Origin of the sequence: Pectobacterium cacticida (assembly GCF_036885195.1) — a bacterium.
GTDB lineage: Bacteria > Pseudomonadota > Gammaproteobacteria > Enterobacterales > Enterobacteriaceae > Pectobacterium > Pectobacterium cacticida.
In genome coordinates this window covers 2,159,786-2,183,260 of sequence record NZ_CP133656.1, presented here as the reverse complement: position 1 = coordinate 2,183,260, position 23,475 = coordinate 2,159,786, and the positions used below count along the sequence as shown (strand labels likewise).

The window sequence follows — 23,475 nt, the reverse complement described above, 5'->3', positions numbered from 1 at the left end:
CAAGTCATTATTATTATATTAACGCCGACTGTCCGAACCGTCGGCGTTTTCTTCTAGCCGAATACAAGGACTAGCGGTGAGTTAACTCCGCGTCGTCCTGCGCATTGAAAACGGTTTTATCCGTCTGCTTCATTAATTGGCTGGTAACCGTACCCGCCGTCATCGACCCGCTGACGTTAAGCGCGGTGCGCCCCATATCAATCAGCGGTTCAATTGAAATCAATAGCGCGACGAGTGTCACCGGAAGACCCATTGCGGGTAAGACAATTAATGCGGCAAAGGTGGCTCCGCCGCCTACGCCAGCCACGCCGGCAGAACTAATGGTCACGATCCCGACCAGCGTCGCAACCCAGACCGGATCGAATGGGTTGATTCCGACCGTTGGTGCGACCATTACCGCCAGCATTGCTGGATATAGTCCGGCACAGCCGTTCTGTCCTATAGTTGTCCCGAAAGAAGCGGCAAAACTAGCGATGGACTGTGGAATACCAATGCGCCGTGTTTGCGCTTCAATGCTCAGCGGGATTGTTGCCGCGCTGGAACGACTGGTAAAGGCGAACGTCAGCACCGGCCAGACTTTACGATAGAAACGTGCCGGATTAATGCCGGTGAAAGAGAGGATTAGCGCATGGACGCCGAACATTATCGCCAGCCCCAGATAGGAGGCGACAACAAAACTACCCAGCTTGAGAATGTCCTGCAGGTTAGAACTGGCAACCATTTTGGTCATGAGCGCCATGACGCCGTAAGGGGTTAGTTTTATTACCAGCCGAACGAGTTTCATCACCCAGGATTGCAACGTATCAATAGCGGTTAAGACACGTTCACCTTTAACGCTATCATCCTTTAGTAACTGAAGCGCCGCTACCCCAAGGAATGCAGCAAAGATAACAATGCTAATGATAGAGGTTGGATTCGCCCCCGTTAATTCAGCAAACGGGTTTTTAGGGATAAATGAGAGAATAAGCTGTGGCACATTGAGATCGGCAACCTTATTCGCGTAATGGCTTTCAATTGCCGTCAATCGCGCGGTCTCCTGGGCGCCTTGCACCAGTCCGGTTGCCGTCAGGCCGAATAAATTCGTCACAAAAACGCCGACTAATGCAGCGATCAGCGTAGTGAACAACAAGGTAGAAAGCGTCAATACGCTGATTTTTCCCAATGACGAGGCGTTGTGCAGTTTGGCAACAGAGCTGAGGATGGAAATAAAGACTAGCGGCATGACGATCATTTGTAATAGCTGCACATAGCCATTTCCTACAATATTGACCCAGGATATAGACTGACTAATCACGGGGTTGTTATCGCCATAAATCAAATGCAATGCTGAACCAAAGATGACACCGACGACTAAGCCCAACAATACCTTTTTGGCCAGGCTCCAGGTGGGGTTGCGGCTGGCATAACCGAGTCCGAGTAATAATACGACAAATAACACAATATTTATGAGCAGCGGAAAATTCATCCGGCTTTTCTCCCTATCAATAAGCCACATCGCTTTGCTGCCAATGCCGTATATTTATCTGGATCAGCAGCAGTCGAGTTTTTTTGCGATAATAAATAACTACCACGCACAGGATAGCAGGTCTTTTATCAGGATGTTACCGAGACAACGTTGACGGTAAATAACCCGGTTATTTCAGGTAATGGGCGAGGTAGCTTTGCGCCGATTGCCAGAAGTAGGACAGCTGGCCATAAGTACAGCAATCCAAATTCTTTTGCGGCTGATATAGCGAAAAACCGATGCAGGCGAGACATAAAATGCGTTCCCATTGATTGCCTTTCTGGCTATTTACTAGCGGTAGACGGAAACGCCAGCGACAAGGCCAGAGAAGAGGAACGCCCGCGGGGGTTAACATGTCAGCGAGAATATGGCTTAAATAACCAACGATCATGGCATGATAGGCATCGGTTGGGATCGGCCACTCCGGCGGTAGACGCGTTTGGATAAAGAAAATACCCGTGGCGATGGCCAGTAGGCTATGTGTAAAACCACGATGGCCAAATAGGCGCGCAACCGGCACGGAAAGCCACTTCAGACGTTGTCCGAGGACAGATTTGGGGTGATCGATGTCCGGCAGCAGTGCGGTAAGAAGGGCACCGGGAATAATATGCCACCAGTCTCCGGTAGCCAGCGCAGGCGAAAGTTCAACTTTTTTAGCCAGAATTACGCAGGCAACAGAAAACAGCAGATGTCCTTCCGCAGTCATGAAGCATCTCAAATTTAAACTGTTATTTTATACAGTATAAGAGATTATCGCTGCCTGCGGAAGCCGTGACGCCGTAACGAGTTATTTCAATTGCGGCCAAATTAACGCTTTATGGCGTAATTTTCGCCGGTTGGCTGGTTGCGGGTAATGTGCGTAGCCAATTATCGAGAAGCTGGGGCCAGGTTGACGCTGGAAGGCCCTCGGTGCCACGCAGACCGAAACCATGACGCCCCTTTTCAAAGAGATGCATTTCGACTGGGATCTTCTTTCCCCGCAGTGCGTTAAACATCACCAGGCTATTATCTACCGGCACTGATGGATCATCGACCGCATGTACCAAAAATGTGGGCGGCGTTTGCGCGGTCACTTGCTTCTCAGGTGAATAACGCATCACCTGCGAGTCTGTCGGCTGTTCGCCGATTAACTGTTTACGCGATCCCAGGTGCGCAATATCGGCCTGCATTGAGATGACAGGGTACATCAACACCATGAAATCGGGGCGAGCGCTGACGCGATCAATAGCATCTATGGCAGGATAAATGGGCTGCGCGAATCGGGTACCAAGGCTGGCGGCAACATGTCCCCCGGCAGAGAACCCCATAATGCCAATGCGTTGAGGGTCAATATGCCATTTTGTGGCATTGGCTCTCAGTGTCCTTATGGCGCGTTGCGCATCGGCGAGAGGGGCATCGGCACCTTCCTGATGACCATCACCAGGCATACGGTAGGTCATCACAAAAAGCGTGTATCCTCGCTGGTTAAAAAATGGCGCCAGGTCACTCCCTTCTTTATCCAACACTACGCGCTGATAGGAACCGCCGGGGGTAACCAGCAGTGCCATGCCATTAGGGTTGTCTGCGGGATAAACGGTAATTTCGGGACGGCGAATGCCCATCGCCGCCCGGTCGGGTAACGCAGGATTGTTACTCCGTTCGATAACCTTCGGTTGTATGGATGAGGTCGCGGCACCCGGTGCTTCACCCTGGGGCCAGACAGGAAAAACAGGCTGGGCCTGGCTAAACCCATAAATAGACATCATCATGGCCCCAATGAGCAGAGAACGAACGATCATGATAGATTACCTGACAAAAAATAGAAGGAAACTATTAGATATTAAAAAAAGGTAGTCATTATTTCTGAGAAAAATGACTACCTTGAACCGCAGCTAGAACAATAAACAAACAACATTCACAGGTGAAGAGGGTAAATCAGACACAGCAAAGACTAAAATCGATTGAAAAATATTCTCTATAATATTGGACAATACACACAAAATAAAGAAACGTAATTATTTAATTTGCAGCAAATCTACTCATAGAAGGATGCTATTGGTCAACAGCATTTAACAATAACACCCATTTAATTAACTAATAAATAACCGGTGAATGATTAGAAACTATATTGTACACCGACACGAAAACGCGTTTGGCGATGATCTGATTTCCCACCCTCCGCAACGTTACCCAGCGCGGTGTAAGGTTTCCAGTTTTTGTCCCACTTATAAGAAAGTTTTACGTCATGGGTGAAATCATAATTATCATTATCATAGATTACTACTCCCGCCTTGGTGACTTTTTTATAATCTAATTCATAGTCAACCTGGAAATCTTTCAGGAATTTATAGCTAATAACGGACGTTAACTGATAACCTTTCTCAACAGAAGGGTCGCCGTTGGATTTACCAACATTCAGTCCACTATTTCTTTTGTAATACGGACGATAGCGTAAAGAAATAGACAGATCATCAGTAATCGCAGCTTTCCCGCGCAGGTAAGGGCGATAGTTATTTGAGGTAGAGCTTGAATCTAAGGAGAAACCTGGTTCGATTTGGAACGTTTTGTCGATTTTATAGACATAGCTGGCGACCACTTCAGTGCCGTTACTTACCGTTTCATGATATGGCTTATTCGGTGTACTGTCATTATTGGCCTGACGCCATTTTGCTTCAGCGGATAATCCAAAACCATTGGCAAAACGGTGTGACATGGATAAGCGGTCACGGTGATCGTTCTTCGGCGTATCTTTCATTTCATGACGGTAGTCAATAGTTACTGCCATTGCATTAACGCTAATTAATGACGTTACAGCCAGTGCGAGTAATTTAATTTTCATCATTATATTCCCTATCGGTTAGTACAGTGTTTAATACTTATTCTAAAAGCGCATTATAATTCCGAAAGACACATTGTTCTTTTGTGGCAGGAACTATTCTATTTATTAATAAATGGCTTTCTGTGATCGAGATCGTCTTGGGTAATAAAAAATAAAATGGAGTTTCAAGTTGTGAAGGCGATCGGGTTGAATAGGGCAGTTGTTTTAATTTATATGAAAAATCCCTGCCGGGGATTGGCAGGGATTAAGGGGAGGTAAATCGAATGCTATTTTATCTCATTGCACGTCTTAAAATACGTTCAGATTGACGTTGGAAGTATTTTGCCGCTTCTTCCACAGTTTTCTGACCATAGTCAATAGACTGGATGGCATCATTAAACAACGTGACGATTTGCGGATCGTCAAAATAAGGTGAAACCGGTACCTCGTGAGGCAATGTCAGCGCGAGTTTCAATCCTGATACCGCCGGCGCATCATCCTGGATAACGCCATCCGCAGTCAACTGAGCGACAGCCGCTTTACTTAACGGTACACCCCGTTCCAGCCCCAGAGCCTGAACGCCTTCCTTGCTATTTAGCAGGAAATTAATCAACTGAGCGGCTTCCTTAGGATGCTTGGTTGACTTGCCGATAGATAGCATCTGTGCAGGCTTGAAAAACAATCCGGCATCTTTCGCGCCGGGCAACATTGGATAGTTACCCAGCTCCAGTTTTGCTGGCGGTTGTAGATTATCGGAGTACTTAGTGATAGTGGAGTTCCACATGTATGTGCCTGACCATTCGCCAGTGATCCAGGGTTTCATTTCATACATGTTGCTCTTGCCATAAGAGGCATAGTATTTCGCATCAGGCATGACATGGGCGTCGATCAGTTTCTTATACATCCCAAAGAATTCATTCCATTGCGCTTCGCTATAGGAGAATTTTTGACTCTTCACATCAATAGCTGGAATATTGTACTTCTGCACCATGTACGAATTCAGTAGCGCCAGAGTATCCTGGTGTTCCAATACGATAGGGTAGTATTGGTCGCCCAGCTTTTCTTTGAATACCTTACCGGCATTCATCAGCTCATCCCAGGTTTTTGGATATTCCAGACCTGCTTTTTTCCAGGTTTCCGTGTTGTAATAAAAGACACGGGCAGTAACGGAAATCGGAATGCCGTTTAGCTTGCCGTTCACTGTCGTATTTTGCAGCTCTTTAGCGTCAAATTGTGTCAGATCCAGGGTGTCTTTCACTTTATTCAGATCGTAAAAACCATCACCATTTTTAGAGAAAATCGGCAACCAGTTCCAGTTAGTCTGCATGACATCAGGCTCTGTTTTACCGGCAATCTGCGTTGTCAAACGGGACAAGTGCCCATCCCATCCGGTGTATTCGGCTTTTACGGTAATATTAGGATGTTGCTTATGAAACTCCTCAATCGCTTTGAGCGTTTGCTGGTGACGGCTATTGCCGCCCCACCAGGACATCCTCAACTCAATCTGATCGGCTGCAAAAGATGGTGCCGCCAGCAATGCCAGAGATGAAGCTATTAACGTGTGTAGGATCGCTTTTTTCATCGGTTACTCCTGTTAAAGAGAAATATTTTTTTCTGTTTTTGCATCAAATATATGACATTTTTCCATGTCGAATTGGAAATATACCGGACGATGCAGTCCCTTCTCGATAATCAACCGTGCTTCGTCAGAAGGTACGCGGCTGGTTAATTCAAAGCCATTAACTTTGATGTACATGAAGAATTCATGCCCCATGTTTTCTACGCGAACCAGATCGCCCTGTGCATAGTGGTCTGCAAATGGCGTATCTGATACCGCGACGTATTCAGGACGAACGCCGAAAAATACGTCTTTGCCAACGTAATCACGAACTTTATTTTGTTTTTCAGCATTCAATACCAGTGCATTATTACCAACAGCCACGCCAATCTGACCATCTTTCTCAACCAGTTTGCACGGCTTGATATTCATTTCTGGCGAGCCAATAAAACCGGCAACGAACATGTTAACAGGGTAGTGGTACAGGTTATCTGGCGTATCAACCTGCATAATGTGACCCAGTTTCATCACGCAGATACGATCGCCCATGGTCATGGCCTCGGTCTGATCGTGCGTCACATATACCGTTGTTGCCGCTTTACCGCTTTTTTTCAGCTCTTTATGCAGGTCAGAAATACGGATTCGCATCGAAGCACGTAATTTAGCGTCCAAGTTAGATAAAGGTTCATCAAACAGAAAGACATCGGGTTTTTTCACGATAGCGCGGCCTACGGCCACACGTTGAGCCTGACCACCGGACAGTTGGCGTGGCAGACGATCCATCAAATCTTCCAACTCCAGGATCTTGGACGCTTCTTTCACCTGCGCTTCAATCTGGTCTTTAGGCATCTTGCTCAGCTTAAGGCCAAACGCCAGATTTTCTTTGACGGTCATGTGAGGGTAGAGCGCATAGTTCTGGAACACCATGGCAATCCCACGTTCCTTTGGCGCCAGATTATTAACCACGCGCTCACCGATGCGAACTTCACCGCCACTGATGGTTTCCAGACCTGCTAACATACGCAGTGTTGTTGATTTCGCACAACCGGATGGGCCGACGATAACCATGAATTCACCGTCTTTAATCGTTAGATCGATACCGTGAACCGCTTTGAAACCATTGGAGTAAACTTTTTCCAGCTTATTGAAAATAACTTCAGCCATGATAAATCCTCTATTAACCTTTAATTCCGCTGCTGGTCACGCCTTGTACGAAGTAACGCTGTGCCAGGAAGAAAACAATAATGGATGGCAGAATGGAGATGCTGGACATGGCCAGAATTTCATTCCACGGGGCGCCTTCAGTGACATCAATAGACATTTTCAGCGCCAGCGCGATGGGATACTTATCCACGCTATAGACATAAATCAGCGGACCGATAAAGTCGTTCATTGACCACATAAACTGGAACAATGCCACAGAGATGATGGCCGGTTTCAGAATCGGCACAACCACATACCACAGAACCTGGAAGGAGTTACACCCATCGATCTGAGCCGCTTCCTCCATATCACGAGGTACACCACGTAAGAACTGGATTAACATGAACACAAAGAAGCCTTGTGTTGCGAACGCCAGCGGCAGGTACAGTGGCAGATAGCTATCCAGCATGCCCATTTCACGGAACATGATGTATTGTGGAATCAATAACACGGTGCTTGGCAGCAGCATGGTGGTGATCAGCGTCGCGAACCAAAAACCTTTCCAGGGAATCTCGAAACGGGCGAAACCGTAAGCGACGATAGTGGAAGAGATTATGGTCAGGATGACTTTCGGAATCACATACTTGAAGGTGTTGATCATGTAGTGACCGAAATTGTATTCCGTCCCGGTTTTCCAGCCGTTAATGAAACCATCCCAGGTAGCATGGTCTGGCCATAAGCCCAGCGTGGTAAAGATCTCATGGTTCGGTTTGAACGATGCTGAGAACATCCACGCCAGTGGATATAGCATCAACAAACCAACAAACAGCAGTATCACGTAACGGATGGCGGCACTGAGTTTTTCTTTACGCAGCGTGCGTCGAACCTCAGCAGCAGCGACTTCTTGTGCTGTCGTCATATTTGAATGCATATCAGCCATTTTTTCCTCCTTTATCAGCGGAGTAGAACACCCAGTATTTCGACGACTTAAAGGAAATAGACGCAAATACCGCAACAACCAGGAACAGAACCCATGCTAATGCCGCACCGTAGCCCATATCGAAATACTTGAACGCCGTATCATAGATATAGAGCGAGAACAGGTAGGTATAGTGTGTTGGACCGCCGCCAGTAATGACGTAAGGCGCCGTAAACTCCTGGAATGCCTGAGTGGTCTGCATAATAAAGTTAAAGAAAATCACCGGTGTAATCAGCGGTACGGTGACTTTCAGGAACATTTGCCATTTAGATGCACCGTCGATCATGGCTGCTTCATATTGTGATTGCGGCACGTTCTGCAATGCAGCCAGGAAGATCACCATCGCGGAACCGAACTGCCATACACGCAATAGCGTAACCGACATCAGTGCCAGCGAAGGTTCGCCAAGCCAGTTAATAGCGTCAAAGCCTAATACGCCGAGGAAGTTATTGAGTAAACCATCGATGGCAAAGAGCGCGCGCCACAACACGGCGATAGCGACACTGCTTCCCAGAATAGAAGGCACATAGTAAGCCGTACGGAAGAAACCGATACCCCGTAATTTAAAATTAAGAACGAATGCTATTAACAGCGCGAATATTAATTTCAATGGAATGGTGAGAAATACATAGGCAAAAGTCACGCCCATCGATTTCCAAAAAAGATCATCCTCCATAAACATACGGTGATAATTCTCGATGCCCGTAAATTCAGGCGGATTCATCAAGTCATACTCAGTAAAACTGAGAATAAATGACGAAATAAAGGGGAAAGCGGTAAAAACTATCAGCCCTATAATATAGGGGGAGATATAGGCTAACCCCAGCATTCTGTTTTCATTCATAATGCTTACCTATTGATTAATTGTGAACTATTAAAAAAATATAAAATCAAGCTGTTAATAACTCTGGATAAATTAACTCCACGTCATAAACAATGCTATTTTCCCCATTAGTGTAAAAATCACCGTGAACATATCCACCTTGCGTCAAATACGGAGGAATATCGTTTAATTTGTTGCGACAGGCGGCAACGAAAGTCAGTAAAGCCAGCGGATAAATATCATCCAGACGAACATAACGATGCTGTGCAGAGCGAACGAACAAACCGCGATGGAAATGTTGTTCAAACAAAATGCTCGCTAACTGGGCGGCGTAATGTGCCCATGATTCGGATTGCAGCTGATCGGCCAGTTCGATGGCGGTTAACAGCAAAAGCGGGCTAGCGATGCGTTGAATATCTTCTTTATTGAGGCGCGTCAGCATAGTGTTAACTAAGGCGAGCAGATCCTCATCGCCGCTCAAGCGATAGGCGCGGATTAGCGGCAGTAAATAATCGCCTTCTAAAGCAAATGGTTTTAACTGTGTTCCCGCTTTGCCGTAATAGCCATCACGTTGAAAGCGATAGCCTGTCATGTCTTGCCCGTCGTTCCACATTGGACGCAACGTATTACTGGCGACGTCATAAGCGTATTGGTAATAATTTTTTAACCCTGAAATGACCCAACTCAACATTTCCGCATCAGGCTGCGTGCGCAGGATATCCAGCATTGCCAATGGGTTATCAACCAGCAGTGGGCGCATATCGCGAAAGAGCACGTTGGCTTCTCGTGCGATTTCGCCAAATTCCGGGCCAAATTGGCGCTGGGCGCGATCGCCAAACCAGGATTGTGTTTGGTTATCATCATCCGGTACTGGCTGACGTTGCCGCGGGGAACTGAATTGATACACTGGCATACCGGTTTCAGGATTACGCGCCAGAACATATTGGCGATAAAGGTGTTTTCCCCAGGCGGCTGCATCGCTATCACCGGTGTATTCGGCATACTTAAACGCCGCATAGATCAGATCCGTACCGGCGTTAACAAAGGTTAACCCTTTGGTCAATGGAAGAACGGGCCACGCCGCTGGATTAACAACATCATGACGCGCATGGCGAAAAACATCAGGATCGCGTTTTTTACTGTAATCGCCATGACGTCCCAGATCGAGAGAGGCCCAATCTTCAACGTGCGCGTTCCAGAACCCTTGCAAGAAATTCAGTGTCTTTTCTGCATTCACGCGGTGTAAGAGCGCGTAATAGGGCAAGTGGTGCTTTAATTCATGCACCTGAGCTTTAGACTCCGGCCCTTCGCTGGCCAGCGTGTCGAGATTAATAAAACGGTGACCACCCCAGTAAAAAAGGCCGCTATTATCATCCACAAAATGATCCAGAAAATAGTGGCTTTGGGCGATAGCGTGTTGCTGATAGCTATCGTTATCCGTTACTACGCTCATGGCACATAACGTTCTAAGCCAATTTTGCTGGCTGGCAAAATTAGAAATAGCCGCACTATGTCCATCCGGAAATTTCCACATTACTGGCGCATAAGTTTCTACATTAAAACCATCGGCCAATAACAAGGATGGATTATTTTGACTACGACCTTTTTCCAGCACGCAGGCAATATGGCTGTCTAGTGCGGCAACCCATTCATCGATTTGCGATTTTCTGCTGGTGTATACGTTTTCAAAAATACTCATGGAGTACCTTCTTATGGAACCGCATTAACAGTTCCTTATAAATAGAAACACTGTTTTGATTGATTATATTGCGCTATTAACGTTTCCGTCATGCACGCAATAGCGAAAGTGTGATCAAAGTCGGAACGTTGTTTTGATTTTTTTTAAGAAAGGATTTTGACAGGGAAAAGAATCACGAAAATAGAAATAACAACTTGAAAAACAAATAAAAAGCACAATAGAAATTGTGCTTTTATCTTAGGTTGGTTCAATTTTTCTAAGAATAATGACGCTTAGCGTGCCAACCAGCCGCCATCAACGGCAATAGTGTACCCATTGATATAGTCAGAAGCACTGGATGCCAGGAAGACGGATGGCCCCATCAGATCCTGCGGCAGGCCCCAGCGACCAGCGGGGATACGATCGAGAATGGCTTTATTACGTTCTTCATCAGCGCGCAGTTGCTGGGTATTGTTAGTTGCCATATATCCCGGTGCAATGGCGTTAACATTGATACCGTATTTGGCCCATTCGTTAGCTAACAGACGGGTTATGCCCATGACAGCGCTTTTTGATGCGGTGTAAGAGGGGACGCGAATACCACCCTGGAAGGATAACATCGAGGCAATATTGATAATCTTGCCGCCTTTGCCTTGCTTAATGAACTGGCGTGCGACGGTCTGAGACATAAAGAAAACACTCTTAATGTTCAGATTCATAACATCGTCCCAGTTTTTCTCGCTGAAATCGATCGCGTCTTCACGGCGGATGATACCCGCGTTGTTGACCAGAATGTCAACGTGACCAAATTCAGCGACGGCTTTCTCTACCAGACCAGCATGAGCAGAGATATTGCTCATGTCGGCGGTCAGGCTGAGGAATCGACGTCCCAATGCGGTCACTTTTTCGATAGTTTCTTTCGGTTCAACAATGTTGACACCGACGATGTCGCAACCGGCTTGCGCCAAACCGATTGCCATACCTTGACCTAACCCTGTATCACAACCCGTGATAAGCGCTACTTTACCTTGCAAATTAAAAGAATCTAAAATCATAGCTGTAATCTCTCTTTAAGCGACAATACTGAGTCGTTAGCTGTTACTGTAGGGAACACCGGTAATTCCGGTAGAAAGCGATTCACGTAACTCGCTAACCTTGACGTGATCCATGTCACAGAAACCTGATCCCCGTCAATTATGCCCCAGATGAAGGTGTAGCGTCTGGTGCTAACACCGGAATGTATCGACCAACGCAGTGCAGCTATCGTTTGCTCGATTTATACCTCGAGAATGGGGTACATAAGCTTGCCCCACCATAAGTAAAACGCCCCTTTTTCTGAACACATCAAGGTAGCGTTCCGGGTGAAAGCACCGGGCGAAACAAATGAAATTGCGTGGCAGTGACAACGACATTTATTCCCCTGCATGCCCGGTTCTTTCTTGTTAAACGGGATGATAGTTTGGATGAGATGCGAATTCAATAAAAATGAAATAATGTTTTATTTATTTCTTGAGGGGCGTCATGGTTTTGCTTATTTTATGTTTCTTCTGGTACTGATGTCGCTAAGATGTCGGAATCCCTAGACATACCCTTGTCGTCATGCACAATCGTTGACGCAATCCAAGGTATGGTAATAGACGTGTTAAAGGAGAGATCATGAGAAGATACTTTATTGACGATGAAACGCCGTGGGAAGTGTTGGGTGGCGGGATTAAACGTAAAATCATTACCTGGAGCGATGAGCTAATGATGGTTTGCGTGCACTTCGACAAAGGCGCTATTGGTACGCCTCACTTTCACGAGATTCACGATCAGATCGCCTATGTCGCGGCAGGCAGTTTTGAAGTTGTGATTGAAGGTGAAAAACGCATTCTGAAAAAGGGCGACGCCTATATGGCCGTCAAAAATGAGATGCATGGCGTCGTGTCATTGGAAGATGGCAGCGTGCTGATCGATACCTTTTCGCCAAAACGAGCGGATTTCCTGTAACCCGCTGACGCGTGGCCCTCTTATCTTGGTCACGCGTTCACATTACCCCATGTGGCACACGCTTAGCGTAGTATTTATGTGCCTGTGAGGTGTTCAGCGCTCAACGCTTCCAGCGAATCCAGTTTCTTGTCGGCTAATGCCCAACGTGCGTCAGTGCGTAACCCTGCGGGCGGGATCACGATCGAACGCATCCGTGCCGCTTTGGTGGCGATCATACCGTTCACCGAATCCTCTAGCGTAACGCATTGCGTTGGCGGGACGCCAAGTTTGGCCGCGGCATTCAAATACACTTCAGGGTGGGGCTTACTATACGGTAGCGCTTCGGCTGACATTAAAACATCGAAATAGTGATCCAGATTAAACATGCGTAGAACGTGCTGCTGCATATGGAGCGGAGAGGCTGAAGCCAGCCCAATGTTAAGATTCAGCGCCCGGCACAATTGTAGGGCATGTTCGACGCCGGGTAGAAGAGGCCGCCGTTCAGTAACAAGCTCAACGGCGCGTTCGATAATACGCCGGACAACCTCATGACGAGCGGGCGTTGGCCAGGGGGAGCGTTGGTACCAGAGATCAACAACCATATCAATACGTAAACCTAGTGTATCTTTCATTGAGTCTTGTAGCGAAGTATCGATGCCTAACGAGGCGATCACTTCCAATTCAGCCTTATCCCAAAGTGGTTCTGAATCAATCAGCAACCCATCCATATCGAAGATTGCTGCGCGTATTGTAGAATCACAGGACATATGACTGCCTCCGTCAGTAAAGCGTATTTAAGGGAAAACGGGTTAAGTAAGCTGGATAATGCTCAACACCTCGGCCCTACGGCGTGCGCTGGAGTCTCGTTACTATCGTGCTTTATCCGCCAGTGTGAGGGATAATCTATTGACTGTGCCTATACTTAAAGTAGGCTACTCGTCGTACTAAAACAAGACATTACCTATGTTGCGTCGCTAAGAAGGGGTTCTCATGACGTATCAACAGGCTGGTATTATTGCCATCGTCAAACGTATCGCGGGATGGATCCTTTTTATTCCAGCGCTACTTTCAACGTTGGTATCACTGGCTAGCTATCTTTACACATTTACTCAGAAAACACCGGGGATTGACGCTGTCCTTCTGGATTTTCTGCATTTGATGATCGATATGGTGCGCTTTAACACACCGTTTCTAAATCTTTTTTGGTATAACTCGCCAGTGCCCGATTTTACCCACTTTTTCAGTGCTGCAACACTGATGTTTTGGTTGATCTACGCTGTGATTTTTGTTGGTCTCGCGTTACAGGTTGCAGGGGCGCGGATGTCGCGTCAGGTAAAAGCCATAAAGGAAGGCATTGAAGATCAACTGATTCTGGAAAAGATGAAGGAAGGCGGTGGGAATTCGCGCGAGACGCTGGAATCTCGCGTCGTCGTTCCTGGTCATCCTTTTTTTGTGCAAATCTTCCCGCTTTATATTTTGCCGGTGATTATCGTGGGCATTGGGTATCTGGGATTACGCCTGCTTGGTTTCCCGGTTTGAAAGGGCGTCTGGCGCGATTCTTAGCGCCAGACGATGACGGATTGCCGAATTAGGGTAAAAGCTGCTGCTCAATAAGCTGCTGTGCTTCGACAATATGTTTGCCGCCAAAAAGATTGGCGCGGTTAAGCAGATAGTAAATTTGGTAGAGGGGCTGGCGATCGATGAAATTTTTATCCAGCGGCCATACGCTTTGGTAACCATCATAAAGCTGTGGAGGCAACGTGGGATAGCGTGGCAGCATGGCGAGGTCGCACTCTCTGTCGCCCCAATAGCAGGCCGGATCGAACAGATAACACCCATTATTGCTATTAGTACAATTATCCGGCCACAGGTCGCCGTGTAAGAGCGAAGGGGGTGGTTGGTGGCCGGAAAGGCGTTCCTCAGTGCGTGCGATCAGTGTGTCAATATGGCCAAAGTGCATGCCTTTTTCTGCCGCCAGCTGTAACTGCCATCCAATCCTTTGCTCGGCGAAAAAGGTTGCCCAGCGGCGCTGCCAACTGTTTGGCTGTGGCGTTGTGGAAAGATCGTTATCGAAATCCAAGCCAAATTGTGGTTGATCGCTCCACTGGTGCAGACGGGCTAACTGTTCGCCCAATCGCCATGCGCTGTGTGCGTCTAGCGGTTTGATAGGCAAATATTGCAGTAATAGGAAACTATGGTCGCGTGAGCTGCCAACGCCATAAACCTCAGGTACGCGGACTGTATTACTGCGTTTGAGTAAGTTGAGTTGATCGGCTTCAGCCGTGAATTTAGCCAACATGTCACGACTATCGCATTTTGCAAAAATGTCATGTTCGCCGTAGCGGACGTACCAGGCTGAGTGTATTTCGCCGCTGGATAATTCGCGGTAATCCTGAATAGTCGCCGTACCAAGATGTGCTGCCAACACTCGGCTAATTGCGTGCCACATAAGGTCATCCTCTCGCTAATGTTACCCGATACGATGCAGTCTATTGAGCGCTTATTTACGGTAACCTATTGCGTGCAATAAAAGTGGAATCCATCGCACACTGATAACCGATAGCTGAAGATAGCGATAAACCAGTATAGCCACGTATTCAAAAAACGCGTGAAAGAGGATGCGGTATCCTTTTACTCATCCGCATTATCAATGCTATGTACATCAAGCATGACATAACCGACGGCAGTGTCCGGTTATGTCATGCCAAAAGCGGCGGACGCATTAGTGCGCGTCAGTAACCGTTGTTGAGGCCACTCTACGGCGCTGTTTAAGCTGATGATAGGTCAACGCTACTGTGAAGAATAACGCCTGAACGATGACAATACAGGGGCCGGTTGCACCATCGATATAGAAACTGATTAAGGTGCCGGTAACGCAGGAAATGACGGAAACCAGCGTCGCGACAAGCACCATAAGCTCAAAGCGTTTACAAACCATAAAGGCAATAATTCCGGGGGCAATAAGCATCGCTATCACCAAAATAACACCGACGGCTTGTAAAGAAGCGACGATAGTCATCGCCAGCAGGCTCAGCAACCCATAGTGTAGCAACTTGACGGGAAGGCCAATGACGCGGGCATGATTAGGATCGAAGCAATACAGCATGAAATCTCGTCGTTTTAACAAGATGATCGCTAGTGTCACCCCGGCAATCAGTAATATTTGCGTCAGTTCCTGGCGGGTAATCCCTAATACATTGCCAAACAGAATATGGCTCAGATGCTGATCGGTATCAATGCGTGCAAACATCACCAGGCCCAGCGCGAACATACCGGAAAAGATAATTCCCATAACGGTATCTTCTTTGACCCGGCTATGTTCCTTAACATATCCCGTTGCTATGGCACAAAAAATACCAGAAGCGAAAGCGCCGATGACGAGTGGGATCCCCAGTAAAAAAGCGACGACGATGCCCGGCAATACGGCATGGGATATGGCATCGCCCATTAGCGACCAGCCTTTTAGCACCAGATAACACGATAACACCGCGCAGACCGTACCGGTAACAACGGCGGCAAGTAGCGCCCGCTGCATGAATGGATAGGCCATCGGCTCAAGAAGCCAGCTAATCAATGTCACAGCGCATCTCCCGATTGATCGCGTAGCCGCAGGCGACGTGATGCCAGTAAGCCATGTTTAGGGGCAAAGACAAACGCCAAGAGGAATACGACGGTTTGCAATGTGACAATGACGCCACCGGTTGCACCGTCAAGGAAAAAACTCAGATAGGCACCGACGGCGCTGGTGACCGCCCCTAAGGTAATCGCGATCACAATCATGCGGCCAAAACGATCGGTGAGCAGATAAGCGGTAGCACCGGGCGTAATGACCATCGCGATCACCAGAATAGCCCCGACGGTTTGCAATGCGGCGACAGTACAGGCACTCAGCAAGGTAAAGAACAAAATTTTCAGTTTTAAGGGGGAAAGGCCAACCGAACGAGCGTGGTTCTCATCAAAGAAGACGGCCAGCAGATCTTTCCATAACAGGCAGAGAATCACGAACGTCACGCCGATGATAATTTCAACTTGTAGAATGTCTTCATCGGCAATACCCAAAATGTTGCCGAAAATAATGGACTGGACATTAATCGACGTGGGATTGAGCGAAATAATCAGTAGACCGACGGCGAAAAACGTCGAGAAAATAAAACCAATAATGGCATCTTCGCGCAAGCGGGTAATGTGGCGAATTAACGTCATGGCCAGAGCGGCTAGCATGCCAGTAAAAAATGCGCCTGCGGCGTAGGGTAAACCTAATGCATACGCGCCTGCAACGCCCGGGACAACGGAATGGGACAGCGCATCGCCCATCAGCGACCAGCCTTTTAGCATCAAATAGGCCGAGAGAAAAGCGCATACGCCGCCAACGAGCGCACTGACCCAGATTGCCCTGACCATGTAGTTATAATGGAATGGCTGCAACAGAATATCGGTCATCAGGACGTTTTCTCCCCCGGTTTCCCACGCGAGGCCGGCGGGTCGCTCTTGGTCGACCCATAGAACACGGCAGGCCGTTCATCGTCAGTCAACACTGTCACCGAACGGACATCGTCGTCATCGTGAAGATGAGGGCCGCCGAGGTTGATATGACGTAAAACGCCGCCAAACGTTTTTTCCAAATTGCTTTGGGTAAAGGTGCTGTGTGTCGGCCCTGCGGCTAAGGCGGTACGATTGACCAGAATTACGTTGTCGCAAAATTCGGGAACGCTGCCAAGATTATGCGTCGCCACTAAGATCAAATGTCCTTCATCGCGCAGGGTTCGTAGCAGATCGATAATAGCGTTTTCTGTCTTGACATCAACACCGGTAAACGGCTCGTCAAGCAGTAACACGCTACCTTGCTGGGCCAATGCGCGAGCCAGGAAAACGCGTTTTTTCTGACCGCCGGATAACTCCCCGATTTGGCGATGTTGCAGCGTCGAAAGCCCGACGCGCTCCAGAGATTCCGCTACAATGGCACGATCTTGTTTGCTGGGTATACGTAGAAAATTCATTCTCCCGTAGCGGCCCATCATCACCACATCTGTGACCAGAACAGGGAAATTCCAATCCACCTCTTCCGTTTGTGGTACATAGGCAACCAGGTTCTGTTTTAGCGCATGGTAGATAGGCTGTTGATTCAGGAGGACTTGCCCGGAGGTTGGCTTAACCAACCCCATGATGCTTTTGAACAACGTCGATTTTCCGCTGCCATTCACGCCAACCAAGGCGCAAATCGTACCATCTGTCAGAGAAAAAGAGGCGTGACGAATGGCCTGATGTCCGTTGCTATAAGTCACCGACACATCGTTAACGTCTAAAGATTGTACGGTGCGAATGTGGTTCATTGATTAAATCCTTTAGCGATGGTTTCCACCGTCGTTTGTAACAGATCGATATAGGTTGGAACGGGGCCGTCAGCGGTAGACAGTGAATCCACATATAGGACACCGCCATATTTTGCGCCTGTTTCTCTACTGACCTGTTTCGCCGGTTTATCGGAAACGGTACTCTCACTGAATACGACGGGAATAGCCTTCTCGCGTACGGTATCAATCACTCGGCGTACCTGCTGGGGCGAGCCTTGTTCGTCAGCATTAATCGGCCAGAGGTACACCTCATTAAACTGGTAATCCTTTGCCAGATAACTGAATGCGCCTTCACTGGTGACTAACCAACGCTGCTGTTCTGGAATGCGGGAAAGGCGTTCGCGCAGTGGGGCATCCAGCGCTTTAATTTTTTCAGCGTAGGCTTTTGCGTTGCGATTGTAAATTTCCGCATTAGCTGGGTCGGCCTGAATCAAACCGTTACGTATATTATCGATGTAAATTAATGCGTTAGAAGGTGACATCCAGGCATGTGGATTGGGATTGCCATTATAAGCGCCTTCCCGGATAGGCAGTGGAGTAATCCCCTCCGTCACGACAACGGCTGGCACGTTTTTCACATTCTCGAAAAAACGGGTGAACCAGCGTTCTAGGTTCATACCGTTCCACAGTACTAACTGAGCAGACTGTGTTTTAACAATGTCGCGTGGCGTCGGTTGGTAGTCGTGAATTTCTGCACCGGGTTTAGTGATCGATTCAACCGTTGCGGCATCGCCTGCAATATTCTGTGCGATGTCTTGAATGATAGTAAAGGTGGTAATGACTTTAAGTTTTTCGGCCGCCTGAGCTGGAATTCCGATTAACATCAATAAGGTGAATAACAGTGCAGTTCGGTTGAACCGCTTAGATAAATGAGCATAGAAACCGATCATGTGGATATCCTTACAAAGCGTGAAAACACTATATGAGAATAATTATCAATATCATTTAAGTCAAGAGGCATAAAAATGCGGGACGTAGAGACTGAAGGGTATCTTGTGATATTGGCGACAGAGGCTAGCGGGTTCGACGGACGCACTTGCAAGGACAGAAAACGCATCATGCTCCTTAAGGTAACAAAAGTGTTTCTTTAATTTAATGAATCCTACTCAAGGTTACAATAAATGTCTAACGGTTGCGGTGAAACGTTGTTGCATCGTTTTTGCGTAAGCGATACCGATGGTGAAAAGCACACCAACGAGTAAGAGAAATGTTCTGAGGCCTTAAGAATGCGCCGATATCTGCCGATAAACGATAAGGAATGTGAGTCATGTCGCTATTTTATACAAGAAAGGATTAGCTGTAATATGAGTGCAAAATCAGAACGACGTTGGAAATTGGCGAGTTTGGTACTATTGGTTTTTTTAGTAGGGCTCATTGTATTGTTGATTCAGACGAGTTAATTCCTGAGTTTACGAAAGGTTAGATTGAAAATAGTTTCTATTATTGGATGGCATCCCTTGACGAGATAATGATGACATGAAAATGACAATCAATTTTCAATATTGATATAAGCGTGACCGATGGTAAGCCGGGAATGTGATATATCTATATCCTTCATTGAGAATTCTAAACATCATTTTTTGTTATGTAAGCAGGGATGCGATATCGGAAATGCGATGAGGGTCAAACATTTTTATCTTATTGAATAAAAATGGGTTTTGTTTTTTTAGCAGTGGGCATGGCTCACAAATATAAGTATTGGCGATACATCGTCGTGTATTACGGCCATAGGGATCAAATGAATGTGTGCTACGTATCATAATTGGTGAAAAAGGGCTTGCCATCGTTTTGAGAGTGTGTAATAACAAATATGGGTAAAACGAGGTACAGTTCTGTATATGAATGGCATTTTCAGTAAAGAAGAGTCAGGTACAACCGAAGAATCAGGTACAACCTTTAACGTTGCATGCTGCTTCTCTGCCGATCCTTATCTTAGTGCCTCAAGCAGTAACGACTTTGGTTTGTCTGTATAACGCCTATTGGGCGGTTTAAACAATTAAAGTGAAGGAAATATTTGAAATGGCAAAGATTAAAGGTCAGGTTAAGTGGTTCAACGAGTCTAAAGGTTTTGGTTTCATTACGCCTGCTGATGGCAGCAAAGATGTATTTGTTCACTTCTCTGCAATTCAAGGTAATGGTTTTAAAACCTTGGCCGAAGGTCAGAATGTAGAGTTCGAAATTCAGGATGGCCAGAAAGGTCCTTCCGCAGTAAACGTCACCGCGCTGTAATTTACCGTTTCGTTGCAGAACCCGCCATGGTGCGGGTTTTTTGTTATCTGCGTTTATTTGTCTCTGCACCGTCGTGCAGATGAGTCTAATGAGGAATAAGGTGCAGATGAGTTATCAGTGTCCGCTATGTCAGTCGCCTCTGGTAAGGCAACTGCGGCAATGGACGTGTGGTATACATAGTTTTGATTGCGCAAAAGAGGGATACGTTAATTTGCTGCCCGTGCAGTTTAAGCGCTCAAAACAACCGGGCGATAGCGCCGAAATGATGCAAGCGCGGCGCCGTTTTCTGGAGGCTGGTCATTATCAACCGTTACGTGATGCTGTGGCGCAACACCTTGAGCCTATTGTGCCGGATGATGCTACGGCATTGCTGGATATCGGTTGCGGAGAGGGATATTACACGGCGGCGTTAGCACGACGACTTCTATCGCACAAGGTAATGACAATATATGGGTTAGATGTTTCTAAGGCAGCAATACAGCGTGCGGCGAAGCGGTACAACAACGTTGAGTTTTGTGTCGCTTCCAGCCAGAGGCTGCCTTTTCAGGATCGTTCCCTTGATGCGGTTGTAAAAATTTATGCGCCCTGCAATGAAACCGAATTAAAACGCACGGTTAAGGTTGGAGGGTGGGTGATAACAGTATCGCCGGGCCCCAAGCATCTTTATCAATTAAAGGCAGAAGTTTACGATGATGTACATCTGCATCCAAGCAAAGATGAAGTGCTTTCTGGCTTTCAGCTTAAAGAGCTGCATCAACTTACTTACCCGATGCAGCTCGTCGGGCAGGAAGCGGCGGCTTTATTACAGATGACGCCTTTCGCCTGGCGGGCTAAGCCGGGGGTTCGCGAGCGGTTACAGGCAATGCCGGTGTTTACCTGCGAAACGGATTTCATCGTTCGTTTACATCAGCGCGTACTGCACGATGAGGTGATATAAACATAAGGAACAAAAACGGGCTATGAGATACTGTCTAGCCCGTTGAGATTAACGCTTTGTTTACCTGTAATAATTTGAACTGTACCAAGTCTGAGTATTGACCACGTACCTATGACCGATATATTAGGCAGCGTAGCCGAGATGCTCATACAGGATATTACAGCCGATACCGATCAGAACCAGCCCGCCGATGACTTCAGCTTTTTTACCGAGAATCGGGCCAATATAACGGCCTATCATCATTCCGAGTGTCACCATAATCATGGTGGCACAGCCAATCACCATCGCAGTATGAAAAATATTGACTTGAAGAAAAGCCAAACCGACGCCGATAGCCATCGCATCTAGACTGGTGGCGACGGCGGTACAAATTAGCAATGCCAAGCTATGATTTTTAACTTTCTCGCAGCGACAATCTGGGGTATTCCGAAGCCCTTCAACAACCATGCGGCCCCCAAGGATGGCTAACAGGATAAACGCAACCCAATGATCCCATTCGAGGATATATTGACTGGCAAAGAAACCGAGGGCCCAGCCGATAAGTGGCGTGATGGCCTCGATCGCGCCGAAAATGAGGCCAGTGCGGATGGCGTCACGAAAGCGAGGATTATGCAGGACGGCACCTTTACCTATTGACGCGGCGAAGGCATCCATGGACATACCAAATGCTAGGATCAGTGTTGCTGACAGATTCATTGTAAATAGCCTCGGCTGGACGATTAACCATATACACGTATATCGTCTCCAACCCGAACGACGATATTACGTGCCTATGGTCTCGCCTGCCAAATTGCCTCTGGCCGCCCGCACCACGTTTTATGTTCTTCAAAATAAGAGCGATAAAACGAGTATGTTGATACGAACATTTTTGATGACCCACTATGAATAGTGTTTATCAAAAATTGGCTACTCCCCAATGACGGCGCAACCTTATCATATTATTTATACGGTAAACAACACCAAAAATTTCAGGTGTTAATAATGCAATTGATAATTATTTTCATTTGACTGCGGTGGTAAAAATTTTGTGTAAAATAACGGCAATAAAATCAGGGGTAAAATACCGGAAGGATTGAGGTGTTAATTTGATGCTATTTATTATAGAGCGAAGGGAAAAGTACCTCATTGATTTTCAATCATAAAATTATATATCTTTTCTAAATCATCAAGCTGATTAACCTGTATCAATAAACGTCGTCTCTCAAGATCGATTGCGAGGACGCCATCTTCAGATAAATTCATATTTTTAATTCTGCTATAACAAATGAACGTATTAGCATAAAAAAAACCGGTCGATTTAAAAATCAGTTTTGGCCGGCGAATATAGGCGAGATAGCACGCCATAAAAGCCAGGGAAATTAAGAGATAGGTGGTGATGACAGCCCCATTATTTATCACGTTTTGATAAATAAGAATGCCGACTAAACCGATGAAAATTAGTGTGTCGAGACGGTTTACTCGCTTCAAAGGAACAAGAAGTCGTGTTTTCCCTTTACGCTTATCCATAATGAACTCGTCATAGACGGCATAGGAGAGTGCGAGCGCAATCAGCACCACCAGCGTGATATCCGTTATTGTCATCGTCAAAGGCCTTACCCATTTAAGCTTAGTGAATAAAAAGCCAGGCGATTTAACGCCTGGCTAACGAGGATTACACGCCTAGCAGCCCGATCCAGTATCCAAAGATACCAATCGCAAAGAAGCCCATGATGAGCCATAGCGCGTTTACTTTGCGCCGTAGTAACCACATACAGCCGAACGTTAACAATAGAGGAACAAGCCCAGGCATGAGTTGGTCAAGCACGGATTGCACCGTGGTCACCGTCGTTTCTCCATTCTGATTCGTCACGGTCGACACGACCATTGGAATATTGACATGAGTCCACTTATTGACCAAGGCTCCCATTACAAATAAGCCGAGGATAGACGCTGCTTCGGTCATTTTTTGCAGGAAGCCGCCGCCCATATCACTAACGATATCGATCCCCTTGCGATAACCATAGGCCACGCCATAGTAGCGGACCAATAGGCGAACCAGGTTAAACAGGACGAAGAAGAGGATCGGTCCTAACAAACTACCGCTCATCGCAATTCCTGCGCCCAGTGCGGCAAAGACAGGACGGGCAGTCCCCCAAAATATCGGGTCGCCGACTCCAGCCAGTGGCCCCATCAGACCGACCTTCAGGCCGTTTATCGCCGCATCGTCAATGGGGGCGCCATTCGCACGTTGTTCTTCCATGGCCATGGTAACACCCAGCACCGGGGCTGCTACGAAAGGATGGGTATTGAAGAACTCAAGATGGCGTTTTATCGCCTGTTTACGCTCGTCCGAATTTTCGGGATAAAGCCGACGGATCACGGGCACCATGGAAAAACAAAAACCGAGCGCCTGCATACGTTCAAAGTTCCAGGAACCCTGGAATAGGTTGGAGCGAATAAACACCGCGCGGATATCGCTATTAGTGAGTTTCTTGACGTTAGTATTTTCGATCATTTTTCCCACTCCCG

24 protein-coding genes are annotated in these 23,475 nt (G+C 47.0%); 5 read left to right on the top strand and 19 right to left on the bottom strand.

Features of this window, described 5'->3' with window-relative positions:
- Nucleotides 1-70: 70 nt before the first annotated feature.
- From RFN81_RS10090 to kduD, 10 genes are all read right to left on the bottom strand, one after another.
- Nucleotides 71-1,465, bottom strand: a complete 1,395-nt coding sequence (locus RFN81_RS10090) for an L-cystine transporter (protein WP_264495724.1) — start codon at nucleotides 1,463-1,465, stop codon at nucleotides 71-73.
- A 169-nt stretch (nucleotides 1,466-1,634) separates the two neighbouring features.
- Nucleotides 1,635-2,210 (bottom strand): metal-dependent hydrolase, encoded by a 576-nt coding sequence (locus RFN81_RS10085; RefSeq protein WP_264495723.1) that lies wholly within the window; start codon nucleotides 2,208-2,210, stop codon nucleotides 1,635-1,637.
- A 109-nt stretch (nucleotides 2,211-2,319) separates the two neighbouring features.
- Entirely contained in the window at nucleotides 2,320-3,282 is a 963-nt protein-coding gene (gene paeX, locus RFN81_RS10080) for a pectin acetylesterase PaeX (RefSeq protein ID WP_264495722.1), read from the bottom strand.
- Nucleotides 3,283-3,599: 317 nt separating this feature from the next.
- Nucleotides 3,600-4,322, bottom strand: a complete 723-nt coding sequence (locus RFN81_RS10075; protein ID WP_264498936.1) for an oligogalacturonate-specific porin KdgM family protein — start codon at nucleotides 4,320-4,322, stop codon at nucleotides 3,600-3,602.
- A 271-nt stretch (nucleotides 4,323-4,593) separates the two neighbouring features.
- The gene (locus RFN81_RS10070) at nucleotides 4,594-5,883 is read right to left on the bottom strand and encodes an ABC transporter substrate-binding protein (RefSeq protein ID WP_264495721.1); all 1,290 of its coding nucleotides are present in this window, start codon (nucleotides 5,881-5,883) and stop codon (nucleotides 4,594-4,596) included.
- A 12-nt stretch (nucleotides 5,884-5,895) separates the two neighbouring features.
- Nucleotides 5,896-7,023: an ABC transporter ATP-binding protein gene (locus RFN81_RS10065; RefSeq protein ID WP_264495720.1), complete on the bottom strand. Its 1,128-nt coding sequence runs from the start codon at nucleotides 7,021-7,023 to the stop codon at nucleotides 5,896-5,898.
- Between the two features lie 13 nt (nucleotides 7,024-7,036).
- Complete coding sequence (locus tag RFN81_RS10060; protein WP_264495719.1) at nucleotides 7,037-7,942, bottom strand: carbohydrate ABC transporter permease; 906 nt, start codon at nucleotides 7,940-7,942, stop codon at nucleotides 7,037-7,039.
- Nucleotides 7,935-8,825 carry a carbohydrate ABC transporter permease gene (locus tag RFN81_RS10055; RefSeq protein ID WP_264495718.1) on the bottom strand — a complete coding sequence of 297 codons (891 nt, stop codon included), beginning with the start codon at nucleotides 8,823-8,825 and terminating at the stop codon, nucleotides 7,935-7,937. The genes RFN81_RS10060 and RFN81_RS10055 overlap by 8 nt, the downstream gene beginning before the upstream one ends.
- A 46-nt stretch (nucleotides 8,826-8,871) precedes the next feature.
- Complete coding sequence (pelW, locus tag RFN81_RS10050; RefSeq protein WP_264495717.1) at nucleotides 8,872-10,503, bottom strand: pectate disaccharide-lyase PelW; 1,632 nt, start codon at nucleotides 10,501-10,503, stop codon at nucleotides 8,872-8,874.
- A 272-nt stretch (nucleotides 10,504-10,775) separates the two neighbouring features.
- The gene (kduD, locus tag RFN81_RS10045; protein ID WP_264495716.1) at nucleotides 10,776-11,537 is read right to left on the bottom strand and encodes a 2-dehydro-3-deoxy-D-gluconate 5-dehydrogenase KduD; all 762 of its coding nucleotides are present in this window, start codon (nucleotides 11,535-11,537) and stop codon (nucleotides 10,776-10,778) included.
- A gap of 601 nt (nucleotides 11,538-12,138) precedes the next feature.
- On the opposite strand from kduD, the gene RFN81_RS10035 reads away from it, so the two are divergent.
- A complete protein-coding gene (locus RFN81_RS10035; protein ID WP_264495715.1) occupies nucleotides 12,139-12,471 on the top strand; it encodes a cupin domain-containing protein in 333 nt (110 codons plus the stop codon).
- Nucleotides 12,472-12,545: 74 nt separating this feature from the next.
- On the opposite strand, the gene hxpB is transcribed toward RFN81_RS10035, so the two are convergent.
- Nucleotides 12,546-13,217, bottom strand: a complete 672-nt coding sequence (hxpB, locus tag RFN81_RS10030; protein WP_264495714.1) for a hexitol phosphatase HxpB — start codon at nucleotides 13,215-13,217, stop codon at nucleotides 12,546-12,548.
- Nucleotides 13,218-13,440: 223 nt separating this feature from the next.
- On the opposite strand from hxpB, the gene RFN81_RS10025 reads away from it, so the two are divergent.
- A complete protein-coding gene (locus RFN81_RS10025) occupies nucleotides 13,441-13,989 on the top strand; it encodes a YniB family protein (protein WP_264495713.1) in 549 nt (182 codons plus the stop codon).
- Nucleotides 13,990-14,038: 49 nt separating this feature from the next.
- On the opposite strand, the gene RFN81_RS10020 is transcribed toward RFN81_RS10025, so the two are convergent.
- The 5 genes from RFN81_RS10020 to RFN81_RS10000 all read right to left on the bottom strand — a co-directional run bounded on the left by RFN81_RS10020 (nucleotide 14,039) and on the right by RFN81_RS10000 (nucleotide 18,691).
- Nucleotides 14,039-14,899, bottom strand: coding sequence for a fructosamine kinase family protein (locus RFN81_RS10020; protein WP_264495712.1), 861 nt, complete (start codon nucleotides 14,897-14,899; stop codon nucleotides 14,039-14,041).
- A 273-nt stretch (nucleotides 14,900-15,172) separates the two neighbouring features.
- Entirely contained in the window at nucleotides 15,173-16,000 is an 828-nt protein-coding gene (locus tag RFN81_RS10015) for a metal ABC transporter permease (RefSeq protein ID WP_264498935.1), read from the bottom strand.
- Nucleotides 16,001-16,026: 26 nt separating this feature from the next.
- The gene (locus tag RFN81_RS10010; RefSeq protein ID WP_264495711.1) at nucleotides 16,027-16,890 is read right to left on the bottom strand and encodes a metal ABC transporter permease; all 864 of its coding nucleotides are present in this window, start codon (nucleotides 16,888-16,890) and stop codon (nucleotides 16,027-16,029) included.
- On the bottom strand, nucleotides 16,890-17,780 hold the full coding sequence (locus tag RFN81_RS10005) for a manganese/iron ABC transporter ATP-binding protein (protein WP_264495710.1): 891 nt from the start codon (nucleotides 17,778-17,780) through the stop codon (nucleotides 16,890-16,892). The genes RFN81_RS10010 and RFN81_RS10005 overlap by 1 nt, the downstream gene beginning before the upstream one ends.
- Nucleotides 17,777-18,691, bottom strand: a complete 915-nt coding sequence (locus RFN81_RS10000; protein ID WP_264495709.1) for a metal ABC transporter substrate-binding protein — start codon at nucleotides 18,689-18,691, stop codon at nucleotides 17,777-17,779. The genes RFN81_RS10005 and RFN81_RS10000 overlap by 4 nt, the downstream gene beginning before the upstream one ends.
- Nucleotides 18,692-19,639: 948 nt before the next feature.
- Here RFN81_RS10000 and RFN81_RS18750 point away from each other — a divergent pair.
- From RFN81_RS18750 to rlmA, 3 genes are all read left to right on the top strand, one after another.
- Nucleotides 19,640-19,774, top strand: coding sequence for a DUF2627 domain-containing protein (locus RFN81_RS18750; protein ID WP_334585370.1), 135 nt, complete (start codon nucleotides 19,640-19,642; stop codon nucleotides 19,772-19,774).
- 46 nt (nucleotides 19,775-19,820) lie between these two features.
- A complete protein-coding gene (gene cspE, locus RFN81_RS09995; RefSeq protein ID WP_005968829.1) occupies nucleotides 19,821-20,030 on the top strand; it encodes a transcription antiterminator/RNA stability regulator CspE in 210 nt (69 codons plus the stop codon).
- Nucleotides 20,031-20,136: 106 nt separating this feature from the next.
- Nucleotides 20,137-20,967: a 23S rRNA (guanine(745)-N(1))-methyltransferase gene (gene rlmA / locus RFN81_RS09990; protein ID WP_264495708.1), complete on the top strand. Its 831-nt coding sequence runs from the start codon at nucleotides 20,137-20,139 to the stop codon at nucleotides 20,965-20,967.
- 123 nt (nucleotides 20,968-21,090) lie between these two features.
- On the opposite strand, the gene mntP is transcribed toward rlmA, so the two are convergent.
- The 3 genes from mntP to RFN81_RS09975 form a co-directional block, all read right to left on the bottom strand.
- Nucleotides 21,091-21,663: a manganese efflux pump MntP gene (mntP, locus tag RFN81_RS09985; RefSeq protein ID WP_264495707.1), complete on the bottom strand. Its 573-nt coding sequence runs from the start codon at nucleotides 21,661-21,663 to the stop codon at nucleotides 21,091-21,093.
- A gap of 426 nt (nucleotides 21,664-22,089) precedes the next feature.
- The gene (locus tag RFN81_RS09980; protein ID WP_264495706.1) at nucleotides 22,090-22,548 is read right to left on the bottom strand and encodes a DUF986 family protein; all 459 of its coding nucleotides are present in this window, start codon (nucleotides 22,546-22,548) and stop codon (nucleotides 22,090-22,092) included.
- A gap of 70 nt (nucleotides 22,549-22,618) precedes the next feature.
- Entirely contained in the window at nucleotides 22,619-23,461 is an 843-nt protein-coding gene (locus RFN81_RS09975) for a PTS mannose transporter subunit IID (protein WP_264495705.1), read from the bottom strand.
- Nucleotides 23,462-23,475 lie beyond the last annotated feature (14 nt).